The organism is Aureimonas sp. SK2, assembly GCF_029813115.1.
In the GTDB taxonomy this organism is placed as follows: domain Bacteria; phylum Pseudomonadota; class Alphaproteobacteria; order Rhizobiales; family Rhizobiaceae; genus Aureimonas.
Map to the genome: position 1 here is coordinate 112876 of NZ_JAPZDS010000006.1, position 19259 is coordinate 132134.

At 68.6% G+C, this 19259-nt stretch carries 21 protein-coding genes; 13 read left to right on the top strand and 8 right to left on the bottom strand.

The annotated features are described in order from the left end of the window. Positions 1–159 precede the first annotated feature (159 nt). From O5O54_RS09435 to O5O54_RS09445, 3 genes are read left to right on the top strand one after another with little or no spacing between them, the layout of a single operon-like run. A complete protein-coding gene (locus tag O5O54_RS09435; protein ID WP_279481011.1) occupies positions 160–1365 on the top strand; it encodes an aspartate aminotransferase family protein in 1206 nt (401 codons plus the stop codon). Next, positions 1362–2297, top strand: a complete 936-nt coding sequence (gene argF, locus O5O54_RS09440) for an ornithine carbamoyltransferase (RefSeq protein ID WP_279481013.1) — start codon at positions 1362–1364, stop codon at positions 2295–2297. Before O5O54_RS09435 ends, argF begins: the two co-directional genes overlap by 4 nt. Further along, the gene (locus O5O54_RS09445; RefSeq protein ID WP_279481015.1) at positions 2290–3288 is read left to right on the top strand and encodes an Hsp33 family molecular chaperone; all 999 of its coding nucleotides are present in this window, start codon (positions 2290–2292) and stop codon (positions 3286–3288) included. The genes argF and O5O54_RS09445 overlap by 8 nt, the downstream gene beginning before the upstream one ends. 13 nt (positions 3289–3301) lie before the next feature. Here O5O54_RS09445 and O5O54_RS09450 read toward each other — a convergent pair whose 3' ends face one another. Further along, on the bottom strand, positions 3302–3451 hold the full coding sequence (locus O5O54_RS09450) for a hypothetical protein (RefSeq protein WP_279481017.1): 150 nt from the start codon (positions 3449–3451) through the stop codon (positions 3302–3304). A 207-nt stretch (positions 3452–3658) separates the two neighbouring features. Here O5O54_RS09450 and O5O54_RS09455 point away from each other — a divergent pair, with 207 nt between their 5' ends. After that, complete coding sequence (locus O5O54_RS09455; protein ID WP_279481018.1) at positions 3659–5077, top strand: FAD-binding oxidoreductase; 1419 nt, start codon at positions 3659–3661, stop codon at positions 5075–5077. Between the two features lie 162 nt (positions 5078–5239). On the opposite strand, the gene O5O54_RS09460 is transcribed toward O5O54_RS09455, so the two are convergent. The 7 genes from O5O54_RS09460 to O5O54_RS09490 form a co-directional block, all read right to left on the bottom strand. Then, positions 5240–6466 (bottom strand): serine hydrolase, encoded by a 1227-nt coding sequence (locus O5O54_RS09460; RefSeq protein WP_279481019.1) that lies wholly within the window; start codon positions 6464–6466, stop codon positions 5240–5242. 68 nt (positions 6467–6534) lie between these two features. Then, complete coding sequence (locus O5O54_RS09465; RefSeq protein ID WP_279481021.1) at positions 6535–7065, bottom strand: TIGR02281 family clan AA aspartic protease; 531 nt, start codon at positions 7063–7065, stop codon at positions 6535–6537. Positions 7066–7204: 139 nt separating this feature from the next. Further along, on the bottom strand, positions 7205–7405 hold the full coding sequence (locus tag O5O54_RS09470; RefSeq protein ID WP_279481022.1) for a hypothetical protein: 201 nt from the start codon (positions 7403–7405) through the stop codon (positions 7205–7207). A gap of 5 nt (positions 7406–7410) precedes the next feature. Next, the gene (locus O5O54_RS09475) at positions 7411–7593 is read right to left on the bottom strand and encodes a hypothetical protein (protein WP_279481024.1); all 183 of its coding nucleotides are present in this window, start codon (positions 7591–7593) and stop codon (positions 7411–7413) included. A gap of 85 nt (positions 7594–7678) precedes the next feature. Then, positions 7679–8308 carry a uracil phosphoribosyltransferase gene (gene upp / locus O5O54_RS09480; protein WP_279481026.1) on the bottom strand — a complete coding sequence of 210 codons (630 nt, stop codon included), beginning with the start codon at positions 8306–8308 and terminating at the stop codon, positions 7679–7681. A gap of 72 nt (positions 8309–8380) precedes the next feature. Beyond that, positions 8381–9583: a phosphopentomutase gene (locus O5O54_RS09485; protein WP_279481029.1), complete on the bottom strand. Its 1203-nt coding sequence runs from the start codon at positions 9581–9583 to the stop codon at positions 8381–8383. A gap of 67 nt (positions 9584–9650) precedes the next feature. After that, positions 9651–10097, bottom strand: a complete 447-nt coding sequence (locus tag O5O54_RS09490; RefSeq protein ID WP_279481031.1) for a pilus assembly protein N-terminal domain-containing protein — start codon at positions 10095–10097, stop codon at positions 9651–9653. 242 nt (positions 10098–10339) lie between these two features. Here O5O54_RS09490 and O5O54_RS09495 point away from each other — a divergent pair, with 242 nt between their 5' ends. From O5O54_RS09495 to O5O54_RS09535, 9 genes are all read left to right on the top strand, one after another. After that, positions 10340–10516, top strand: coding sequence for a Flp family type IVb pilin (locus O5O54_RS09495; RefSeq protein ID WP_279481032.1), 177 nt, complete (start codon positions 10340–10342; stop codon positions 10514–10516). Between the two features lie 55 nt (positions 10517–10571). Continuing rightward, positions 10572–11063, top strand: coding sequence for a prepilin peptidase (locus O5O54_RS09500; RefSeq protein WP_279481034.1), 492 nt, complete (start codon positions 10572–10574; stop codon positions 11061–11063). 130 nt (positions 11064–11193) lie between these two features. Then, on the top strand, positions 11194–12015 hold the full coding sequence (gene cpaB / locus O5O54_RS09505; protein WP_279481035.1) for a Flp pilus assembly protein CpaB: 822 nt from the start codon (positions 11194–11196) through the stop codon (positions 12013–12015). A 3-nt stretch (positions 12016–12018) separates the two neighbouring features. Beyond that, the gene (locus O5O54_RS09510) at positions 12019–13614 is read left to right on the top strand and encodes a type II and III secretion system protein family protein (RefSeq protein WP_279481037.1); all 1596 of its coding nucleotides are present in this window, start codon (positions 12019–12021) and stop codon (positions 13612–13614) included. Beyond that, positions 13611–14318 (top strand): CpaD family pilus assembly lipoprotein, encoded by a 708-nt coding sequence (locus tag O5O54_RS09515; protein ID WP_279481038.1) that lies wholly within the window; start codon positions 13611–13613, stop codon positions 14316–14318. The genes O5O54_RS09510 and O5O54_RS09515 overlap by 4 nt, the downstream gene beginning before the upstream one ends. 13 nt (positions 14319–14331) lie before the next feature. Beyond that, the gene (locus O5O54_RS09520; RefSeq protein WP_279481040.1) at positions 14332–15606 is read left to right on the top strand and encodes a CpaE family protein; all 1275 of its coding nucleotides are present in this window, start codon (positions 14332–14334) and stop codon (positions 15604–15606) included. A gap of 66 nt (positions 15607–15672) precedes the next feature. After that, the gene (locus O5O54_RS09525; protein WP_279481041.1) at positions 15673–17139 is read left to right on the top strand and encodes a CpaF family protein; all 1467 of its coding nucleotides are present in this window, start codon (positions 15673–15675) and stop codon (positions 17137–17139) included. Continuing rightward, positions 17136–18134 (top strand): type II secretion system F family protein, encoded by a 999-nt coding sequence (locus O5O54_RS09530; RefSeq protein WP_279481042.1) that lies wholly within the window; start codon positions 17136–17138, stop codon positions 18132–18134. The genes O5O54_RS09525 and O5O54_RS09530 overlap by 4 nt, the downstream gene beginning before the upstream one ends. Positions 18135–18199: 65 nt before the next feature. After that, positions 18200–19189 carry a type II secretion system F family protein gene (locus tag O5O54_RS09535; RefSeq protein WP_279481044.1) on the top strand — a complete coding sequence of 330 codons (990 nt, stop codon included), beginning with the start codon at positions 18200–18202 and terminating at the stop codon, positions 19187–19189. Positions 19190–19259 lie beyond the last annotated feature (70 nt).

Consider the following 19259-nt stretch of genomic DNA (forward strand, 5'->3'; position numbering starts at 1 on the left):
TTGACAATCGGGCTCGGCCACATGGTATAGCAGGGCCGCCGACAGTATTCCCGCGCGTGGCGGCGCGACACGAGCGCCGCGCGGCGGCGGCAGGCCCCGGCAGGCCGCCTTCCGAGCCTCCGTCTCCCAAACCCGTTCTTCAACCCAAGAAGTCAGCCCATGTCCGAGCATGACAATCCGCTTTTCGCCACCTTTGCCCGCGCGGACCTTCGCGTCGAGCGAGGTGAGGGCGTGTGGCTCGTCACGGAGGATGGCCGGCGTTTCCTGGATTTCACGGGCGGCATCGCCGTCAACTCGCTCGGCCACGCGCACCCGCATCTCGTCGCGGCCCTGACCGAGCAGGCGCAGCGCCTCTGGCACGTGTCCAACCTGTTCCACATTCCGGGGCAGGAGCGGCTCGCCGCGCGTCTCGTCGAGGCCTCCTTCGCCGACAAGGTGTTCTTCACCAATTCGGGCGCCGAGGCGCTGGAATGCGCGATCAAGACCGCGCGTCGCTACCAGTACGTCTCGGGGCACCCGGACAAGTTCCGCATTCTGACCTTCGAGGGCGCCTTCCACGGCCGCACGCTCGCCACCATCGCGGCCGGCGGCCAGAAGAAGTATCTCGAAGGCTTCGGCCCCAAGGTCGAGGGCTTCGATCAGGTGGCCTTCGGCGACATCGCGGCGGCGCGGGCCGCCGTCGGCCCGGAAACGGCGGCGATCCTGATCGAACCGATCCAGGGCGAGGGCGGCGTTCGCGCCGCGCCGACGGAATTCCTGCGTCAGCTTCGGTCCCTGTGCGACGAGCACGGGCTGCTTCTGATCTACGACGAGGTGCAGACCGGGATCGGGCGCACCGGACGCCTGTTCGCCTACGAGAATTCCGGCGTCGAGCCCGACATCCTCGCCTCCGCCAAGGGCATCGGCGGCGGCTTCCCGCTCGGCGCCTGCCTCGCCACCGCCGACGCGGCCAAGGGCATGACGGCGGGCACCCACGGCACGACCTTCGGCGGCAACCCGCTCGGCATGGCCGTCGGCAACGCGGTGCTCGACGTGGTCCTGTCCGACGGCTTCCTGGAGGAGGTGCGGCGCACGGCGCTCCTGTTCAAGCAGAGCCTCGCCTCGTTGAAGGACCGCTATCCCGACGTCGTCGACGAGGTGCGCGGGGAGGGGCTTCTGATCGGCCTCAAGCCGCGCGTGCCCAACGGCCAGTTCGTCGAGACGCTGCGCAAGCATCTCCTGCTGGCGGCGCCGGCCGGTGACAACGTGGTGCGCTTCCTGCCGCCGCTGGTCGTCTCGGCCGACGAGGTGCGCGAGGCGATGGACCGCATCGAGGCCGCGGCCGCCGAACTGTCGGTCGGCGCCAGCGAAAGCTCGGCGGCATGAGCGCGGTGGCGGCCGGCCCCCGGCACTTCCTCGACCTGTCCGACGTCTCGCCCAAGGACCTTCGCGCCATCCTGAACGACGCCGGCGAGCGCAAGCGCAAGGGCCGCGCCGGCCCGCGCCCGCTCGAAGGGCGCATGCTGGCGATGATCTTCGAGAAGCCCTCGACCCGCACGCGCGTCTCGTTCGACGTGGCCATGCGCCAGCTCGGCGGCGAGACGCTGTTCCTTTCGGGCTCGGAAATGCAGCTCGGCCGCGCCGAGACGATCGCCGACACGGCCCGCGTCCTGTCGCGCTATGTCGACGCGATCATGATCCGCACGACCGAGCACTCGCGCCTCCTGGAACTGGCCGAGGCCGCGACGGTGCCGGTCATCAACGCGCTAACCGACGACACCCATCCCTGCCAGATTATGGCCGACCTTCTCACCTTCGAGGAGCATCGTGGGCCGGTGAAGGGCAAGACCTTCGCCTGGACGGGCGACGGCAACAACGTCCTCAACTCGCTGATCGAGGCGGCGGGCGCCTTCGACTTCTCGCTGCGGATCGCGACGCCCGAGGGCTCGGACCCCGATCCGCGCTATGTCGAGCGGGCGCGGGCGAACGGTGTCCGCCTCCATCTGACGCGCGAAGCGGAGGAGGCGGTGTCCGGCGCCGACTGCGTGGTGACCGACACTTGGGTCTCGATGGGCCGGGAGGCTTCCGCGCGCGGCCACAACGTCTTCATGCCCTACCAGGTCAACGCGGCGCTGATGGCGCGGGCCAACCCTGAGGCGCTCTTCATGCACTGCCTGCCGGCCCATCGCGGCGAGGAGGTGACGGACGAGGTGATCGACGGGCCGCAGTCGGTCGTGTTCGACGAGGCGGAGAACCGCCTCCACGCGCAGAAGTCGATCCTCGCCTGGGCCTTCGGCGAAGTCGCCGCGCATGGCTGAGCACGAGGTGGAACTCGGCGAGTTCGGTTTCGCTGGCGACGACGCGGTCGTGCCCTTCGCCGTGGAGGCGCTGGATGCGCGCGGCTGCGCGGTGCAGCTCGGCTCCATGGTGGACGCCATCCTTGCGCGCCACGACTATCCCGAGCCGGTCGCCCGCCTCCTGGCGGAGATGATCGTCCTCACCGTCCTTCTCGGCACGTCGCTGAAGTTCGACGGCAAGTTCATCGCCCAGACCCAGACCGACGGCCCTGTCGATCTCCTGGTGGTGGACTTCACCATGCCGTCGAGCGTTCGCGCCTATGCGCGCTTCGACGCCGATCGGCTGGCGGAGGCCGTCGCGGCCAAGAGGACCGATCCGTCCGAGCTCCTGGGCAACGGCATCCTGGCGCTGACCATCGACCAGGGGCCGCTGATGCAGCGGTACCAGGGCATCGTGGAACTGTCGGGCGCGTCGCTGGAGGCGGTGGCCGAAACCTATTTCCGCCAGTCCGAGCAGATTCCGACCACGGTACGCCTCGCCGTCGCGCGCATGTCGCGTCGGCAGGAGGGCGGCGGCTTCGCCGAGAGCTGGCGGGCCGGCGGGCTGATCGCGCAGTTCCTGCCGGAGGCGCCCGAGCGAATGCGCATGGGGGATCTGCCAGGCGGCGACGCGCCGGAAGGGACGGAAGTCGCGTCCTTTGCCGAGGACGATGCCTGGACCGAGGTGCAGGCGCTGGTCGGCACGGTGGAGCCGTCGGAACTCGCCGATCCGGACGTCGGCGTCGAACGTCTCCTGTTCCGACTGTTCCACGAACGCGGCGTGCGCGTCTTCCCGGCGACGCCGGTGCGCGACGACTGCTCGTGCAACCGCGAGAAGATCCGCGGCGTGCTCCAGGGGTTCTCGGCGGAGGATCTGGCGGACAGCACCGAGAATGGCCGCATCCACGTGACCTGCGAGTTCTGCGGCGAAGCCTACGACTTCTCCCCGGACGAGTTCACGCCGGAATCCTGACCATCGTCCGGGATCAGCCGTATCGCTGCAGCAGATCCCAGGCGCCGATCGCCAGGGCGATCGTCGCAAATCCCCCTCCGACCACGACGGCCGTCAGCAGCAACAAGGTCGTGCGTCGGTCGCGCGGGCTCTCGGTCGGCTGGTTTTGCTGTTGATCGGTCATGGCGATGATACGGTTTGGAGGCCTTGCCGGTTCCTCGCCGAGCTTCCGGACCGCCGAAAAACTTGCCCTGACCGAAGCCCGCGATCGCACGGCCTCAACCGAGATATCGATCGTCGGCCGGTTGTGCCCGTCCCTCAATACCCCCTAGAGAAGAGCGAAGAGGGCTCGCTTCGGACAAGCGTTTCCGGGCGGGAGAGGGGACGTCTCATGGAACTGGCCGAGCAGCTTTCGCAGATCCTGGGTCCGAAGGGCTGGGTCGCCCCCGCGGACGCGGGGCCATTGACGCGCGACTGGCTGAACCGCTTCGGCGCGCCGCCACTCGGCATCGCACGTCCCGCATCGACGGTGGAGGTCTCCGCGGTTCTCGAGGCCGCCTATGCAGCCGGCGTGCCGGTGGTGCCCCAAGGCGGCAACACCGGCCTGTGCGGCGGCTCCGTTCTGGGCGCTCCCGGCGGCGTGATCCTGTCGCTCGCCCGCATGGCGGCCTGCGGCACGCCCGATGCGGCCAGCGGTTCGGTCGAGGTCGAGGCGGGGCTCGTGCTCCAGGTGCTGCACGACCGGCTGGATGGCTCCGGCCTGATGTTCCCGATGCACCTCGGCGCCGAGGGCAGCGCCCAGATCGGCGGACTGATCGGCACCAATGCCGGCGGGAGCCACGCCTTCCGCTTCGGCATGATGCAGGACCTCGTGCTCGGGCTCGAAGTGGTGCTGGCCGACGGAACGGTCTGGAACGGCTTGCGCGCCGTGCAGAAGGACAATGCGGGTTACCAGCTTCGCCGCCTGTTCTGCGGTTCGGAAGGCACGCTTGGGATCGTGACGCGCGCGGTCCTGAAGCTGCATCCGGCGCCGTGCCAGCGTGCCACCGCGCTCCTCGTGCTGCCCGACCAGGCGGCGGCCGTGGCCTTCGGGACGCGCCTACGCGCGGAGGCGGGCGAGGTGCTCACCGGCCTGGAGTTCTTCTGCGACCTCGGTCTCGCGCTCGCGCTCCGACATATTCCGGGGCTCTCCTATCCGCTCGAGGCACGCGGCGGCTGCTATCTCGTCGTGGAGGTCGCCAGCGCCTCCGAGCGCATGCCGCTGGAGGAGATCCTGTCCGCGACGCTCGAATGGGGCATGGAGGAGGGGCTCGTGCTCGACGGAGCGCTTGCCGCGTCCGAAGCCCAGCGCGCCGCTTTCTGGCGGCTGCGCGAGGAGCAGCCGGAAGGACAGCGATTGGAGGGCGAGCAACTCAAGCACGACATCGCCGTCCCGCCGGGCCGGATCGCCGAGTTCGTCGGGGCGGCCGGCGCACTGTGCGAGAGCCTGCTGCCGGGCGTGCGGATCAACCCGTTCGGGCATCTGGCCGACGGCAATATCCATTACAACCTGTCGCCCCCCGAGGGCGCTGCGGACTTCGGCGGCAAGGCCAAGGAGATCGGCCTCGCCGTCGCCCGGCTGGCGACAGAGATGGGCGGCAGCTTCGCCGCCGAGCACGGGCTCGGCCAGGCCAAGGTGGCGCTGGCCGACGCACTGCGCTCGCCGGTCGAGCGGGATCTGATGCGGGCGCTGCGCCGCGCGCTCGATCCCTCCGGAACGCTCAACCCTTGGGTGGTGACAGGCGCTCAGAGCGGTTTCCGACCGGTTTGAACCCTCGTCATCGCCCTTCGGGCGACCGCTGCGCGGCGGGGCGCTTTCGGTCCGTGGCGGCGTTGCTCCTCGGTCACGATGCGCGGCATCGCTCCCTCCTCGCGCCTTGCCTCGAACCGAAATCCCCTCCGTGCCGATGATCCAGCCCGGTCGGAAACCGCTCTAGTCCAGCGCCGCCGCGACGGCGTCGAAGAACACCAGAGGGTCGACCGGCTCCTTGCCTGTCGGCTTAGGCTGGGCGCCGAAGGTGACGATGACGACGTTGCGCTTGGGGTTGATGTAGATGTTCTGCCCCTGGATGCCGATCGCGGCGAAGGCGCCATCGGCGATCGAGGGCTCGGTCCAGCCCGTCCACCACATGTAGCCGTAGTCGAGCTTGGAGCCGTCCTTCAGCGTCGTAGGGCCGGCGGCCTCGTCCCGCCAGCCAGCGGGCAGGATGGACGTGCCGCCGATCGTGCCGTTCTCCAGGAAGAACTGGCCGAAGCGGGCGTAGTCCCGCAGCGTGGCCGAGATGCCGGAACCGCCGATCTCGTGGCCGTCCGGCGAATCCAGCCACCAGTTGGCGTCGGCCTCCATGCCGTAGGGCACCCAGATCTTCTCGGAGAGATACTCCGCCAGCGGCTTGCCGACCGCGCCGCGCACGATCTCGCCGAGCACCTGCGTCTCTCCGGTGGAATAGTTGTTCACCGTGCCCGGCTCGGCGGCACGCGGCAGACTCGCCATCAGCTTCATGGCCGAGCCCGGCTGCTGCGCGATCTGCGCCTTCAGGAGGGCGCGGCGGTCGGAGGCCGGGTCGGTGTAGGTCTCGTTCCAGCGCACGCCCGAGCTCATCATCAGGATATCGCGCAGGGTGACGCCCTCGTAGGCGCTGCCCTTCAAGGCCTCGACATAGTCCGTCAACGGCGCGTCGAGCCCCGCGAGCTTGCCTTCCTTGATCGCGATGGCGGCGAGCGTCGAGGTGATGGACTTGGCCACCGACATCGACATCCAGCGCGTCTCGGGTGTGTTGCCCCGCTGGTAGGTCTCGAAGGCGACCTTGCCGTCCTTGAGGACAATCATCGCCGTGAAGCTGTCGAGGGCCATCACGTCGTAGAGGTCGTAGGTCTGGTCGCCTGTGGTGAAGCTCACCTCGCCGAGCGGCTTGTCGGCCTGGGGCAGGTCGCGCACCGCGCCGCCGGCCTTGATCGTGCGGGTCGGGAACAGGCGGTCGATGTTGCGGAAGGTCGAGACGGCTGCGTCGGGCAGGAGCTTGCCGTCGTAGACCTCGGTCACTGTGCCGATCGGCTCGCCGGCATGGGGATAGTCGGCGCCGGACGCCGGCATCGCGGCCAGGAACACGGCCGAAAGGGCCGCGCCGGCCAGGCCTGTCGATATGATCCGCTTCGTCATGATGGTCCTCCCTCGCATTGGCACCGCCAATGTCTCGCGATACGGCGGGGAGGCAAGGTGGCGAGCGCCTACTGCACCAGCGTCAGTTGTCCGTCCGACGCCTCGAAACGCGACAGGCGCTTCAGGAAGCTCATGCCGAGGAGCGTCGTGCCGGGTCCTCGGCCTTCCAGAACCATGACCTCGATGTCGGAGAGTTCCACCGGGCCGATCGACAGGCGGCGGACCTTGGCAAGCGCGGCGCGCACCGTGCCCTGGGCGGTCTGCGCGCGATGGATGAAGTCCGCCGGGCTCGGCCAGATGCCGAGCCGGCGCGCGGCTTCCTCGCCGAGCGCCACATAGGTCGCGCCCGTATCGACCATGACCTCCTCGCTTCGACCGTCGAAGCGGGCGAGGGTGCGGAAGTGGCCGTCCGGACCGGCCGCGAGGCGCATCGTCCGGCCGGACGATCGCGGGAGGGCGGCCTCCACCACCTGCTGCGGCGGGTCGAGGCGCTCGACCTCGCCTTCCGCGACGAGCCGTGCGCGGTATTCGTCGAAGACCGACGGGAACACCAGCGCGATCGCCGTGGCGCCGAACAGGAAGGGCAGGAACTTGGACATCGGCCGGCACCCGGGACAGGCGCGGGGAGGCGCCGCGACGGGCACAGCCTGACCGAGCCGGGTTGCCAAAGGGTTTATGGGTCCGAAACGAGGGAACCCCGCCGGTGGCGGGGCTCGGGAGGGTGTCGTCGCCGGGCGGCTACTTGCCGCGCGGGTCGTGCGTGTGGTGGCTGTCCTGTTCGCCGCCGCCGCCCGAGACCTGCGCCTGCGGGCCGTTGGTCGGCTCGCCGGGCTTTGGGCCGCGTCCCTCGGTCGGGTCCGGCCGGTCCGGGCGCTGGTGGCTGGAGCCGGGACCGCCGTGGTGGCGGTTGGTCTCCGTGATCTTGGAAGAACTCGACATGGCGCTCACCGATCCTGCTGATAGCCCTGATGGGTCGTGTTCTGCTTGATGTTCCCCTGACGGTCCTGCTCGTTCAGATTGCCCGGAACGCCCGCGGCGGACGCCTGCGAGATATCGGCGACGGCGGATTCGCCGGTACCTTTCGTGCTGCGGTTCTCGGCCGGGACGGGAGGTGCCTTGGCGTTCATCGGTCTCTCCTTGGCTGATCGATTCAGTAGAGGAACCGGCCGGGGACTCTGCGGTTCCCCAATCGCGGCCGAGTTCGCGAGCCGGCTACTTGGTGCCGTACATCCGGTCGCCCGCGTCGCCGAGACCGGGGATGATGTAGCCCTTCTCGTTCAGGCCCTGATCGATCGAGGCGGTAAAGATCGGAATGTCGGGATGGGCGTCGCGGAAGCGTTTGATGCCCTCCGGCGCTGCGAGGAGGCAGAGGAAGCGGATGTTGCGCGCGCCCCGGGCCTTCAGCATGTCCATCGCGGCGGTGGCCGAGTTGGCGGTCGCCAGCATCGGATCCACCACGATGATGAGCCGGTTCTCGAGGTCTTCCGGAGCCTTGAAGTAGTATTCCACCGGCTGCAGCGTCTCGTGGTCGCGGTAGAGGCCGACATGGGCGACGCGGGCGGCCGGCACGAGGTCGAGCATGCCCTCCAGAAGGCCGTTGCCGGCGCGCAGGATGGAGGCGAAGACCAGCTTCTTGCCTTCCAGGATCGGCGCCGACATCGGCCCCATCGGGGTCTCGATGTCGAGCGTTGTCATGTCGAGGTCGCGGGTCACCTCGTAGGTGAGGAGGGTCGAGATCTCGCGCAGCAGGCGACGGAAGCTCGCAGTCGAGGTTTCCTGCTTCCGCATCAGGGTCAGCTTGTGCTGGACCAGCGGATGATCGATCACGGTGACGCCGTCCATGCGGATGTTCCTTGCGCTGAGGTCTTCTTCCTTGGCTGTAGTGCCTGACGGCGGCTGGGCCAAGATCGAAGGCTAGGGCGTCACCAGAAAGCTGGTGCCGTGCGGTCCCGAAGGCAGGCCGAGATGGGCCGCGACGCTCTCGCCGATGTCCGCGAAGGTCGGGCGAAGGCCGATCGCGCGCGGCGCGATGCCGGGGCCGAAGCCGAGGATCGGAACGCGCTCGCGCGTGTGGTCGGTGCCGGGATGGGTCGGATCGCAGCCGTGGTCGGCGGTGAGGATGGCGAGATCGCCCGGCCGCAGCCGGGCCTCCAGTTCCGGCAGCCGCCGGTCGAAGGCCTCGAGTTCCGCCGCATAGCCCGCGACATCCCGGCGATGGCCGTGGATCATGTCGAAATCCACGAAGTTGGCGAAGACGAGGTCGCCGTCCCTTGCATCGTCTGCGGCGCCGAGCAGCGCGTCGAACAGCGCCATGTTGCCGTCGCCCTTGCGCACCTCCGAGATGCCGCGATGGGCGAAGATGTCACCGATCTTGCCGACCGCGATCACCCGGCGCCCCGCCTCGATCGCGCGGTCGAGGACCGTCGGCTCGGGCGGAGGCACAGCGTAGTCGCGCCGGTTGCCGGTGCGGCGGAAGGAGGCGGCGCTGGTCCCCAGGAAGGGGCGGGCGATCACCCGGCCGATATCGAGCGCATCGACGTGCCGTCGCGCGATCTCACAGAGCGCGTAGAGGCGATCGAGCCCGAACGCCGTCTCGTGCGCGGCGATCTGCAGGACGCTGTCGGCGGAGGTGTAGAGGATCGGTCTGCCGGTCCGGATGCTTTCCTCGCCCTCGGCCGCGATGATCTCGGTGCCCGAGGCGTGGCGGTCTCCGAGGATGCCGGGAAGGCCGGCCTCCGCCGCGATCGCGGCGACGAGATCCGGCGGGAAGCAGGGCACGGTGCGCGGGAAGTAGCCCCAGTCGAAGCGGACGGGAACGCCGGCGATCTCCCAGTGGCCGGACGGCGTGTCCTTGCCGCGGCTGACCTCTTCGGCCGCGCCGAAGAGCCCTCGGGGCGCCGGACCGCCGGAAAGGCCCGCCGCTGCCAGGAGCCCGAGACGTTCCATGTGGGGGATATGGAGGGGCCCTTTACGCAGGCCGTCGCGGTCGGCGCGTCCCGCCTCCGCGGCCGCGCGGATATGGCCGAACGTGTCGGCGCCCGTGTCGCCGAAGGCCTCGGCGTCCGGCGCATGGCCGATGCCGAAACTGTCGAGCACGATCAGGATGGCTCGGCTCATGATGCGTCTCCTCGTCTTCGACCCGGTCATGCCATGAAACGGGGCGGCGAGGGGAGACGGAAGCGGATCAGTCGCGGGGCGTCGACAGGGAATCGTGAGTGCCGACCTGGCCCACCGCGCTGCTGAAGGCGTCTGCGTCGTCGCCGATCACGACTTTCGGCTCGCAGTTCGGCGAGCAGGAATAGGTGCTGCGCGAGGCCTGGCGGTAGACGCGAAGCGAGTTGTCCTCGTTGCCCGACACGACGACGGTGTCGTCCAGCACGACCTCTCCGCTCGCGTCCAGCACGACGAGGTTGGTGTTGCCGTAGGAGCGGCCGGTCAGCACCAGCGTTCGGGCATCGTGGACGGTGATGTCGGCGATGGAGGGATTGCCGATGATCACGCTGCCGGCCTCGCGCGGGATACGCAGGATGCGGGCATGATCCACGGCGACGGTCAGGCCACGTCCGCCCTCCGCCTGAGCGAAGGAAGCACCGGAGAGCACGAGAACCGCGGCGAGAACGAGGTGACGCATGGGACGAACTCCGCCGGTCGCTGGATGCCGGCGCCCAATCCTTAACGGCGGGATGCTTAAGGATAAGTTGAACGATTGTGTTCGCGATCGTTTTACCATGCGGCAACTGAGTGGAAATTAACCCCTCCTTAAGGGCGTTCCTTAAGCAGAGTGAAAACGCTCCGGCCTACATTCGAGGTCACCGAACGACGGGCTGACCTTGGTCGTCGGGATAGGTTTCCATCGAACGGACAGGAGTTCCCATGTTCAAGCTCATCCGCCGCTTTCGCAAGAACGAGTCCGGCGCCACCGCTATCGAGTACGGCCTGATCGCCGCCCTGATCGGCACCGCCATCATCGCCGGCGCCACGACGCTCGGCACCCAGCTCAGCGCTTCGTTCACGAAGATCGGCGGCACGATCACCACCGCTACCAAGTAAGTCGTTCAGGACTCAGGTCCGAATCCCTTGCACGTCTGAGAAGGAGGCTCCCTTGTTGATCTGGTGCCTCCTTCTCGCATTTCCCGCTGCCATGTTGGCAGCGGCGATCCACGACCTGGCGACCATGGAGATTCCCAACTGGCTGGTCGCCGGCCTGTGCTTGGTCTTCTTCCCCTACGCGGCTGCCGTCGGCTCGTCGTGGGAGCCTGTGGCCTTCCATGCGGCCAGCGGGTTCGTCGTGCTCATTCTCACCTTCGGCTGCTTCACCGCCGGATGGATGGGCGGGGGAGACGCCAAGCTGATCGCGGCCGTCGCCCTGTGGCTCGGCCTCGGTCCGCAATTCCTGTCGTTTCTGGTCTGGATGTCGATCTTCGGCGGAATCCTGACGCTCGGCCTTCTCCTAGCGCGGCGCTGCTTCGCCCCGACCACGGGCCTGCGCCCGCTGGATCGGCTCCTCGGCCGCGAGACCGGCATTCCCTACGGCGTGGCCATCGGCGCGGCCGGCCTAGCGGAGTTTCCCAGGCTTCTCGCCGCCATGCCCCTCTGACCCGTCGACCGTCCATCAAGCTTGACGAAGCGTCACCCGCGTCAGCAAACCGTTAACCATGCCTTGAGGATTTATCCTTCATAACGCCTTGACGACCCGTTCTTGGGTCACGTCTAGGGAGTTTGAGAGGATGCAGGCAGCGCGCTTGGCGATCTTCGGCGTTGCCGCCGTGGCCGCGGTGGGAGCCGGTTTTCTCGCCCTGAACCTCGGCGCAGCTCCGCCCGAGCCCATCATCATCTCCGCCCAGCCCGTGCAGCCGCCGGTCAAGCTGGTCGAGGTCCTCGTCGCCTCGAAGGACATCGGCATGGGCACCGGCACCGAAGGTGCCCTCGACTGGATGAAGTGGCCGGAGGACGGCCTTTCGGCCACCCTGATCCGCCGCGACGAACGCCCGAATGCGATCGAGGAGCTGAAGGGCACGATCGCCCGGCAGAGCTTCTTCTCCGGCGAGCCCATCCGCGAGGCCAAGCTGATCCGCTCCGATCGCGGCTTCATGTCGGCGATCCTGCCCTCGGGCAAGCGCGCTGTGGCCGTCCAGATCGCGGCCGACACCTCCGCAGGCGGCTTCATCCTTCCCAACGACCATGTCGACGTCATCATGACCCGCGCCCGTCCGCCCAAGGAGGGGCAGCCCGTCAGCTACGACACCCAGACCGTTCTCAAGAACCTCCGCGTCCTGGCGATCGACCAGACCATCGAGGAGAAGGAAGGCGAGCGCGTCGTCGTCGGCTCGACCGCCACGCTGGAAGTCGACGCCGGACAGGCCGAGGCGCTCACCGCCGCCCAGCGCATGGCCGACCGTCTGGTGCTGTCTCTCCGCTCGCTGTCCGACTCCGTGCCGGGCACGGCCGGCTACGCGGCCTTCCTGCTGGAGCAGGCCAAGTCCAACACCAGCTCGCAGATCAGCATCGTCCGCTACGGGCAGACGACCAACCTCACGACGAGGAACTGACCCATGGTCACCCGCATCCTGCGCCCCATGGCCCATGCCGCGCTGGCGATCGTGGCCGCCGGTCTGCCCGAAGCCGCCTTTGCCGCCAGCGACGCGATCATCTCGGTGAACCGCCTCAACCAGACGATCTCGCTCGGCCTGAACAAATCCAAGGTCGTGGACCTGCCGCGCGACGCCCACGACATCGTGGTCGCCAACCCGAAGGTAGCCGACGCCGTGACGCGTACCGCGCGCCGCATTTACCTGTTCGGCAAGGCGGTCGGCCAGACCAACATCTTTGTCTTCGACGCCGCCGGCCGCGAAATCGCCGTCCTCGACCTCAAGATCGAGCGCGACATCGAGGGCCTCGCCGCCACCATCCGCCGCTTCATCCCGACGGCCGACGTCAAGGCGGAGACGTTCAACGACAACGTCATCCTGACGGGCACCGTGGAGAACGCGCAGGACGCCGCCCGCGCCGTGGACCTCGCAACCATCTTCACGCGCGGCGGCGAGGCCACGACCGGCCAGTTCGTCCAGACGGCATCGGCCTCCGGCAGCGCCGGGGCAGGCGGCGTCGGCGGCGCCTCGGTCTCGCAGCTCAGCCCGGAAATCCAGCGCAGCCAGATCGTCAACCTCCTCCAGATCCAGGGCGAGGACCAGGTCACGCTCAAGGTGACGGTTGCCGAGGTGCAGCGCTCCGTCGTCAAGCAGCTCGGCCTCAACGGCTCCGTCAGCGGCTCGCAGGACGGCGTCGGCTTCTTCGGCGGCGTCGACAATCCCTTCGCGCTCGGAAAGGCGCTGTCCTCGTCCGGCATCGCGGCCGCGGGCGCCATCGGCGACGTCAACTTCGACGCCATGCTCTCGGCGCTCGAGCAGGCCGGCGTCATGCGCACGCTCGCCGAGCCGAGCCTCACGGCGATTTCAGGCGAGAGCGCCAGCTTCAAGGTCGGCGGCGAATTCACCGTGCCGATCGGCCAGAGCTACACCTACGGCGAGCCAGAGAAGCGCGAGTTCAAGGGCTATGACGGCAACGGCCAGCCGGTCTTCGAGACGACGCCGGCCACGCGGGACTCGCGCACGATCCAGAAGAAGGACATCGACTACGGCATCGGGCTGGACTTCACGCCCGTCGTCCTGTCGCCGGGCCGCATCAGCCTGAAGATCCGGACCGCCGTGTCGGAGCCGACCTTCGAGTCGCCGCTGCACATCGCGGGCGGGCGCGACGGCGGCGTCGGGGCGGTCTCGATCCGCAAGCGCCTCGCCGACACGACGGTCGAGCTGCCCTCCGGCGGAAGCCTCGTGATCGCCGGCCTCGTGCGCGACGAGATGCGCCAGGTGATCTCCGGCTATCCCGGTGTATCCAAGATCCCGATCCTCGGGACGCTGTTCCGCTCGCGCGACTTCCAGCGCTACGAGACCGAACTCGTCGTGATCGTCACGCCCTATCTCGTGCGCCCCGTGGCGCGCCAGGACCTCGCCCGGCCCGACGACAACCTCGCCTTCACCTCGGACGGCGCCGGCAATCTCCTCGGCCGGATCAACCGGGTCTACGGCCATTCCGAAGTCGCCCCTCCGCCCGGCCGCTACCACGGCACCGTTGGATATATCTACAAATGAGCGCGCACGCGATTTCCTCCGCCGCCCGCCGCTTCGCAACGGCCGGCTTCGCCCTGGCGACACTGAGCCTCGCCGGCTGCGCCCAGCGGCCCGACGGCACTGTGAACTCGATCCCGGACGACTACCGCGTCCGCCATCCCATCATCGTCGGCGAGGCGGTCCAGGATCTCGACATCCTGGTCGCCTCCTCGGAAACGCGGCTGACGCATGCCGACGTGACGCGCGTCGAGAGCTTCGCGACCCGCTTCCGTTCCGCCCGAGCCTCGGTGATGCGCATCCAGGTTCCGGCCGGCGCGCGCAACGGGCCGGCCGCCGAACAGGTCGCCCGGGACATGGTCCGCGTCCTCGGCCGCCAGGGCGTGCCGCGCTCGCGCATCATCGTTTCGCCCTACGACACCGGCCCGAGCGCCGAGGCCCTCCCCATCCGCCTGTCCTTCAGCGGCATCTCGGCGGGGCTCGACCATCCCTGCGGCGAGTGGCCCGAGGATCTCGGCAACACCTACCAGAACCGCAACTACCAGAACTTCGGCTGCGCCAGTCAGGCGAACCTCGCCGCGCAGATCGCCGACCCGCGCGACCTTCTCGGGCCGCGCGGCATGGGCGAGATCGACGCCGAACGCCGCACCAAGGTGATTCAGGACTACCGCTCGGGCGAGCCCACGGCTTCCCGGCCGAGCCGCACCGAATCGAGATACGACTGGTAGGAGGGCACGCGACATGTCCCAGACGACCTTTTCCGATTCGGCCTACCACCTGGACGACGACCTCCTGCGGGAACGTCTGGAGGCGCTGCGGCCGATTCCGCGGATTTCCATCCAGGCCTTCTGCGAGACGGCGGAAGTGGCCCAGGTGATCGAAGCGGCGGGCGGCGATCGCCGCATGGCCAAGGCGCACATGCGCGTCCACACCGGCGGCATCCGCGCGGCGGCCGAGCACTACGCCTCGGCGCCGACGCCCAACCTCGTCATCCTGGAATCCCAGTTCGGACCGGCCGAGCTCCTCGCCGAGCTCGACACGCTCGCCGACGTCTGCGATCCCGGTTCCAAGGTGGTGGTGGTCGGGCATTGCAACGACGTCTCGCTTTATCGCGAGCTGACGCGTCGCGGCGTGTCGGAATACGTGCTGGCGCCCCTCAGCCTGTCCGACCTCATCGGCCTCGTGTCCCAGCTCTTCGCCGCGCCGGACGCCGCGCCGCTCGGCCGCTCGATCGGCTTCGTCGGCGCCAAGGGCGGCGTCGGCTCGTCCACGGTCTGCCACAACGTCGCCTGGTCGATCGCCAAGCTCTTCGCGTCCGACGTCGTCCTGGCCGATCTCGACCTCGCCTTCGGCACGGCCAACATCAACTTCGACAAGGACCCGCCGCAGGGTGTGGCCGAGGCCGTCTTCTCGGCGGACCGGCTGGACGACGTGTTCCTCGACCGCTTGCTCGCCAAGTGCGGCGACCACCTCTCGCTCCTGGCGGCGCCCTCGACGCTGGACCGCACCTACGACTTCGAGGCGGAGGCGTTCACGCCCCTCATCGAGGCGGCCCAGCGCGGAACGCCGTCCGTCCTCCTCGACGTGCCGCATGCCTGGAACGACTGGACCCGCAGCGTGCTGCAGCGGATCGACGAGATCGTGATCGTGGCGACGCCGGATCTCGCCAACCTGCGCAACGCGAAGAACCTCGTCGATACGCTGAGGCGGCTCCGGCCGAACGACGCGCCGCCGCGGCTCGTCCTCAACCAGACCGGCATTCCCAAGCGCCCCGAAATCGACGCGGGCGAGTTCGCCGAACCGCTCGGCCTCGTGCCGCTCGCCTCGATCGCCTTCGATCCGGCGGTCTTCGGCATGGCCGCCAACACCGGCCGGATGGTCTGCGAGAGCGAGCCCAAGCACCCCTCGGTCCAGGCCTTCGCCGAGATCGCCCACACCGTCACCGGCCGCAATTCCGCCAAGCGGTCGCAGAAGCCCGCCCGCTCCAGCCTGTTCGGCCTGATGCGCCGTCGCTAGCGCGCATTGTCCGGACGCGGGCGCCGGTGAGGCGCCCGCTGGAAATGCTCAAGTCCCGGAGGAACCATGTTCGGTAAGCGCGGACCCGATACGCCGGCCAAGACCGCCACGCCGCTCGCGGTGGCGGCCGCACCCGCGCGCGCGCCGGCTCCCGCTCCGGCATCCGCCGCCCCCGTCGCCGCGGCGCCCGCCCGCCGCGCGCCCGAACCCGCGCCCGCGCCCGCTGCGCCGCGAGTGCGCCCCGACAGCTACTACGAGACCAAGAGCAAGGTCTTCGCCGCGCTGATCGACACGATCGACCTCAGCCAGCTCGCCCGCCTCGAGACCGAAGCGGCGCGCGAGGAGATCCGCGACATCGTCAACGACATCATCGCGATCAAGAACTTCGCGATGACGATCGCCGAGCAGGAGGACCTGCTCTCCGACATCTGCAACGACGTCCTCGGCTACGGTCCGCTGGAGCCGCTCCTCGCGCGCGACGACATCGCCGACATCATGGTCAACGGCGCGCGGCAGACCTTCATCGAAGTGGGCGGCAAGGTGCAGGAAACGGGTGTCCGCTTCCGCGACAACCAGCAGCTCCTCAACATCTGCCAGCGCATCGTCAGCCAGGTCGGCCGGCGCGTCGACGAATCTTCGCCCATCTGCGACGCGCGCCTGCCCGACGGCAGCCGCGTCAACGTCATCGCCCCGCCGCTCGCCATCGACGGCACGGTGCTGACGATCCGCAAGTTCAAGAAGGACAAGCTGACGCTCGACCAGCTCGTCAACTTCGGCGCCATCTCGCCGGAGGGCGCGGAAATCCTCCAGATCATCGGGCGCGTCCGCTGCAACGTCGTCATCTCCGGCGGCACGGGCTCGGGCAAGACGACGCTCCTCAACTGCCTCACGCGCTACATCGACGAGGACGAGCGCATCATCACCTGCGAGGACTCGGCCGAACTCCAGCTCCAGCAGCCCCATGTCGTGCGCCTCGAAACGCGCCCGCCCAACATCGAGGGCGAGGGCGAGATCACCATGCGCGACCTCGTCAAGAACTGCCTGCGCATGCGTCCCGAGCGGATCATCGTCGGCGAGGTGCGCGGACCCGAGGTCTTCGACCTCCTGCAGGCGATGAACACGGGCCACGACGGTTCGATGGGCACGATCCACGCCAACAGCCCGCGCGAGTGCCTGAACCGTATCGAATCCATGATCGCGATGGGCGGCTTCTCCCTGCCGTCGCGCACGGTCAAGGAGATCGTCACCGGCTCGGTCGACGTCATCGTCCAGGCCGCGCGCCTGCGCGACGGCTCGCGCCGCATCACGCACATCACCGAAGTGCTGGGCATGGAAGGCGACGTGATCACGACGCAGGATCTCTTCGTCTACGACATCCTCGGCGAGGACACGCGCGGCAAGCTGATCGGTCGCCATCGTTCGACCGGCGTCGGCCGTCCCGCCTTCTGGGATCGCGCACGCTACTACGGCGAGGAACAGCGCCTTGCGCGCGCGCTGGACGCCGCCGAGGTCAAGGGGGCCGGACCGCAATGATCGCGATCGCCTTCGTCGCGCTCGCCACCCTGTCGCTGGGCGCGCTGGCCTACGCCATTCTCGAGCCGCGAATGCAGGTGGAGAAGAACGCCCGCAATCGTCTTGGCCAGTACAAGCAGAGCGAGGGCGACGCGCAGGCCAAGCGCGTGGCGCGCGACCGCCTTCAGGAAGTGGCCAAGCGACGCAGGACGATCCAGAACTCGCTGGACGAGTTCGACACGAAGCAGAAGGCTAAGTACCAGAGCACGCGCAACCTCCCGATCGACCGGCGTATCGCGCAGGCCGGCCTGAAGCTCTCGATGCGCGGCTTCGTGATCGGCAGCGTCGTGCTGGGCTTCGCGACCGCGTTCGTGTCCTTCGTTCTGGGGTTCCCGGCCTTCCTGGCGCTCGGCTGCGGCGTCGTCGGGGGCTTTGGCCTGCCGCGCTGGATCCTCGGCTACCTGCGCAAGCGCCGTCAGAAGAAGTTCATCGAGGAGTTCGCCAACTCGATCGACGTGATCGTGCGCGGCATCCGATCGGGCCTGCCGCTCAACGACACGCTGCGCATGGTGGCAACCGAGACGCCCGAGCCGGTGCGCTCCGAGTTCGCCCGTGTGGTGGAAGCCTTGCAGATGGGCCTGTCGATGCCCGAAGCGGTGGAGCGGCTCTATCAGAACATGCCGACGGCCGAGACCAACTTCTTCGCCATCGTCGTCTCCATCCAGAGCCAGGCAGGCGGCAATCTCGGCGAGGCCCTGTCCAACCTGTCGAAGATCCTGCGCGAGCGAAAGCGCATGCAGGCCAAGATCCAGGCGATGTCGATGGAGGCCAAGGCGTCCGGCGCGATCATCGGCGCTCTGCCCTTCATCGTGGCCGTGCTCGTCTACCTCACCTCGCCCAACTACATCTCGGTCCTCTTCAACACCACGGCGGGCAACCTCGTCCTCGCCGGTTCGGGCGTGTGGATGGCGACCGGCATCATCGTCATGCGCAACATGATCAACTTCGACTTCTGACGGCGCGCCCGACACCGCCGCCGTGCGGGCCGGGCGCTTCCGATACATCCTGGGAACCCACCCGCATGGACGCCGTCCTCAGCCTCCTCGGCATATCGAGCCAGACCGCGCTCGGCCTTCTCGTGGCCGTGGCGGTGTTCGCCACCTTCGTGTCGGTGGCGCTGCCCATCCTGAACGGCCAGCAGATGAAGACGCGCATGCGCTCCGTGGCGCTGGAGCGGGACGAGATGCGCGCGCGGGAGCGGGCGCGCCTGGCCAGCGAGCGGGATCCGACCCGAGGCAAGAGCCTGCGCCAGCAGGCGGACCGCTCCTTTGCCGCGCGGGTGGTGGAGAAGCTGGACCTGCGCAACGCGCTCCTGGACGAGGCGATGCTCGCCAAGCTGAGGGTGGCGGGCCTTCGCACGCAGCGCTCGACCACGCTGTTCCTGTTCTGCCGCGTGACCATGCCGCTGGGCTTCGGGCTCCTGACGGCCTTCTACGTCTTCGGCCTCGGCCTCCTGGCCGATTCCGCGCCGGCCATCCGATTCTTCGCCTGTATCCTCGGCGCCTATGCCGGCTTCTACGCGCCCAACATCTACGTCAGCAACAAGGCCAAGAAGCGGGCGTCCTCCATCACGCGCGCCTGGCCGGACGCGCTGGACCTCCTCTTGATCTGCGTGGAATCGGGCAATTCGATCGAAGCCGCCTTTCGGCGCGTCGCCGACGAGATCGGCATCCAGTCGCTGGAACTGGCAGAGGAACTGATGCTCGTCTGCGCCGAGCTGTCCTACCTGCCCGAGCGCCGCCAGGCTTACGAGAACCTCGTCGCGCGCACCGGGCTCGATCAGGTCAAGGCCGTCGCGACCGCGCTGATCCAGGCCGAGCGCTACGGAACGCCGCTCGGCGTCGCGCTGCGGACCATGTCGCAGGAAAGCCGCGACATCCGCATGGCCGCCGCCGAGAAGAAGGCTGCCGCCCTGCCGCCCAAGCTCACCGTGCCGATGATCGTGTTCTTCCTGCCGGTGCTGTTCGCCGTGATCATCGGCCCCGCCGTGATCCAGATCATGGGGCCGTGACAGCGACGGTCGCGCCGCTTTCCCCAACCGAAAGCGGCCGCCCGGTTTCCCGCGCGGCCGTTCTTCGTTT

What these genes read in the sequence shown, in the direction of transcription:
- O5O54_RS09435 (WP_279481011.1), top strand. Translation starts at nt 160, where the DNA reads ATGTCCGAGCATGACAATCCGCTTTTCGCCACCTTTGCCCGCGCGGAC.
- argF (WP_279481013.1), top strand. Translation starts at nt 1,362, where the DNA reads ATGAGCGCGGTGGCGGCCGGCCCCCGGCACTTCCTCGACCTGTCCGAC.
- O5O54_RS09445 (WP_279481015.1), top strand. Translation starts at nt 2,290, where the DNA reads ATGGCTGAGCACGAGGTGGAACTCGGCGAGTTCGGTTTCGCTGGCGAC.
- O5O54_RS09450 (WP_279481017.1), bottom strand. Translation starts at nt 3,451, where the DNA reads ATGACCGATCAACAGCAAAACCAGCCGACCGAGAGCCCGCGCGACCGA.
- O5O54_RS09455 (WP_279481018.1), top strand. Translation starts at nt 3,659, where the DNA reads ATGGAACTGGCCGAGCAGCTTTCGCAGATCCTGGGTCCGAAGGGCTGG.
- O5O54_RS09460 (WP_279481019.1), bottom strand. Translation starts at nt 6,466, where the DNA reads ATGACGAAGCGGATCATATCGACAGGCCTGGCCGGCGCGGCCCTTTCG.
- O5O54_RS09465 (WP_279481021.1), bottom strand. Translation starts at nt 7,065, where the DNA reads ATGTCCAAGTTCCTGCCCTTCCTGTTCGGCGCCACGGCGATCGCGCTG.
- O5O54_RS09470 (WP_279481022.1), bottom strand. Translation starts at nt 7,405, where the DNA reads ATGTCGAGTTCTTCCAAGATCACGGAGACCAACCGCCACCACGGCGGT.
- O5O54_RS09475 (WP_279481024.1), bottom strand. Translation starts at nt 7,593, where the DNA reads ATGAACGCCAAGGCACCTCCCGTCCCGGCCGAGAACCGCAGCACGAAA.
- upp (WP_279481026.1), bottom strand. Translation starts at nt 8,308, where the DNA reads ATGGACGGCGTCACCGTGATCGATCATCCGCTGGTCCAGCACAAGCTG.
- O5O54_RS09485 (WP_279481029.1), bottom strand. Translation starts at nt 9,583, where the DNA reads ATGAGCCGAGCCATCCTGATCGTGCTCGACAGTTTCGGCATCGGCCAT.
- O5O54_RS09490 (WP_279481031.1), bottom strand. Translation starts at nt 10,097, where the DNA reads ATGCGTCACCTCGTTCTCGCCGCGGTTCTCGTGCTCTCCGGTGCTTCC.
- O5O54_RS09495 (WP_279481032.1), top strand. Translation starts at nt 10,340, where the DNA reads ATGTTCAAGCTCATCCGCCGCTTTCGCAAGAACGAGTCCGGCGCCACC.
- cpaB (WP_279481035.1), top strand. Translation starts at nt 11,194, where the DNA reads ATGCAGGCAGCGCGCTTGGCGATCTTCGGCGTTGCCGCCGTGGCCGCG.
- O5O54_RS09510 (WP_279481037.1), top strand. Translation starts at nt 12,019, where the DNA reads ATGGTCACCCGCATCCTGCGCCCCATGGCCCATGCCGCGCTGGCGATC.
- O5O54_RS09515 (WP_279481038.1), top strand. Translation starts at nt 13,611, where the DNA reads ATGAGCGCGCACGCGATTTCCTCCGCCGCCCGCCGCTTCGCAACGGCC.
- O5O54_RS09520 (WP_279481040.1), top strand. Translation starts at nt 14,332, where the DNA reads ATGTCCCAGACGACCTTTTCCGATTCGGCCTACCACCTGGACGACGAC.
- O5O54_RS09525 (WP_279481041.1), top strand. Translation starts at nt 15,673, where the DNA reads ATGTTCGGTAAGCGCGGACCCGATACGCCGGCCAAGACCGCCACGCCG.
- O5O54_RS09530 (WP_279481042.1), top strand. Translation starts at nt 17,136, where the DNA reads ATGATCGCGATCGCCTTCGTCGCGCTCGCCACCCTGTCGCTGGGCGCG.
- O5O54_RS09535 (WP_279481044.1), top strand. Translation starts at nt 18,200, where the DNA reads ATGGACGCCGTCCTCAGCCTCCTCGGCATATCGAGCCAGACCGCGCTC.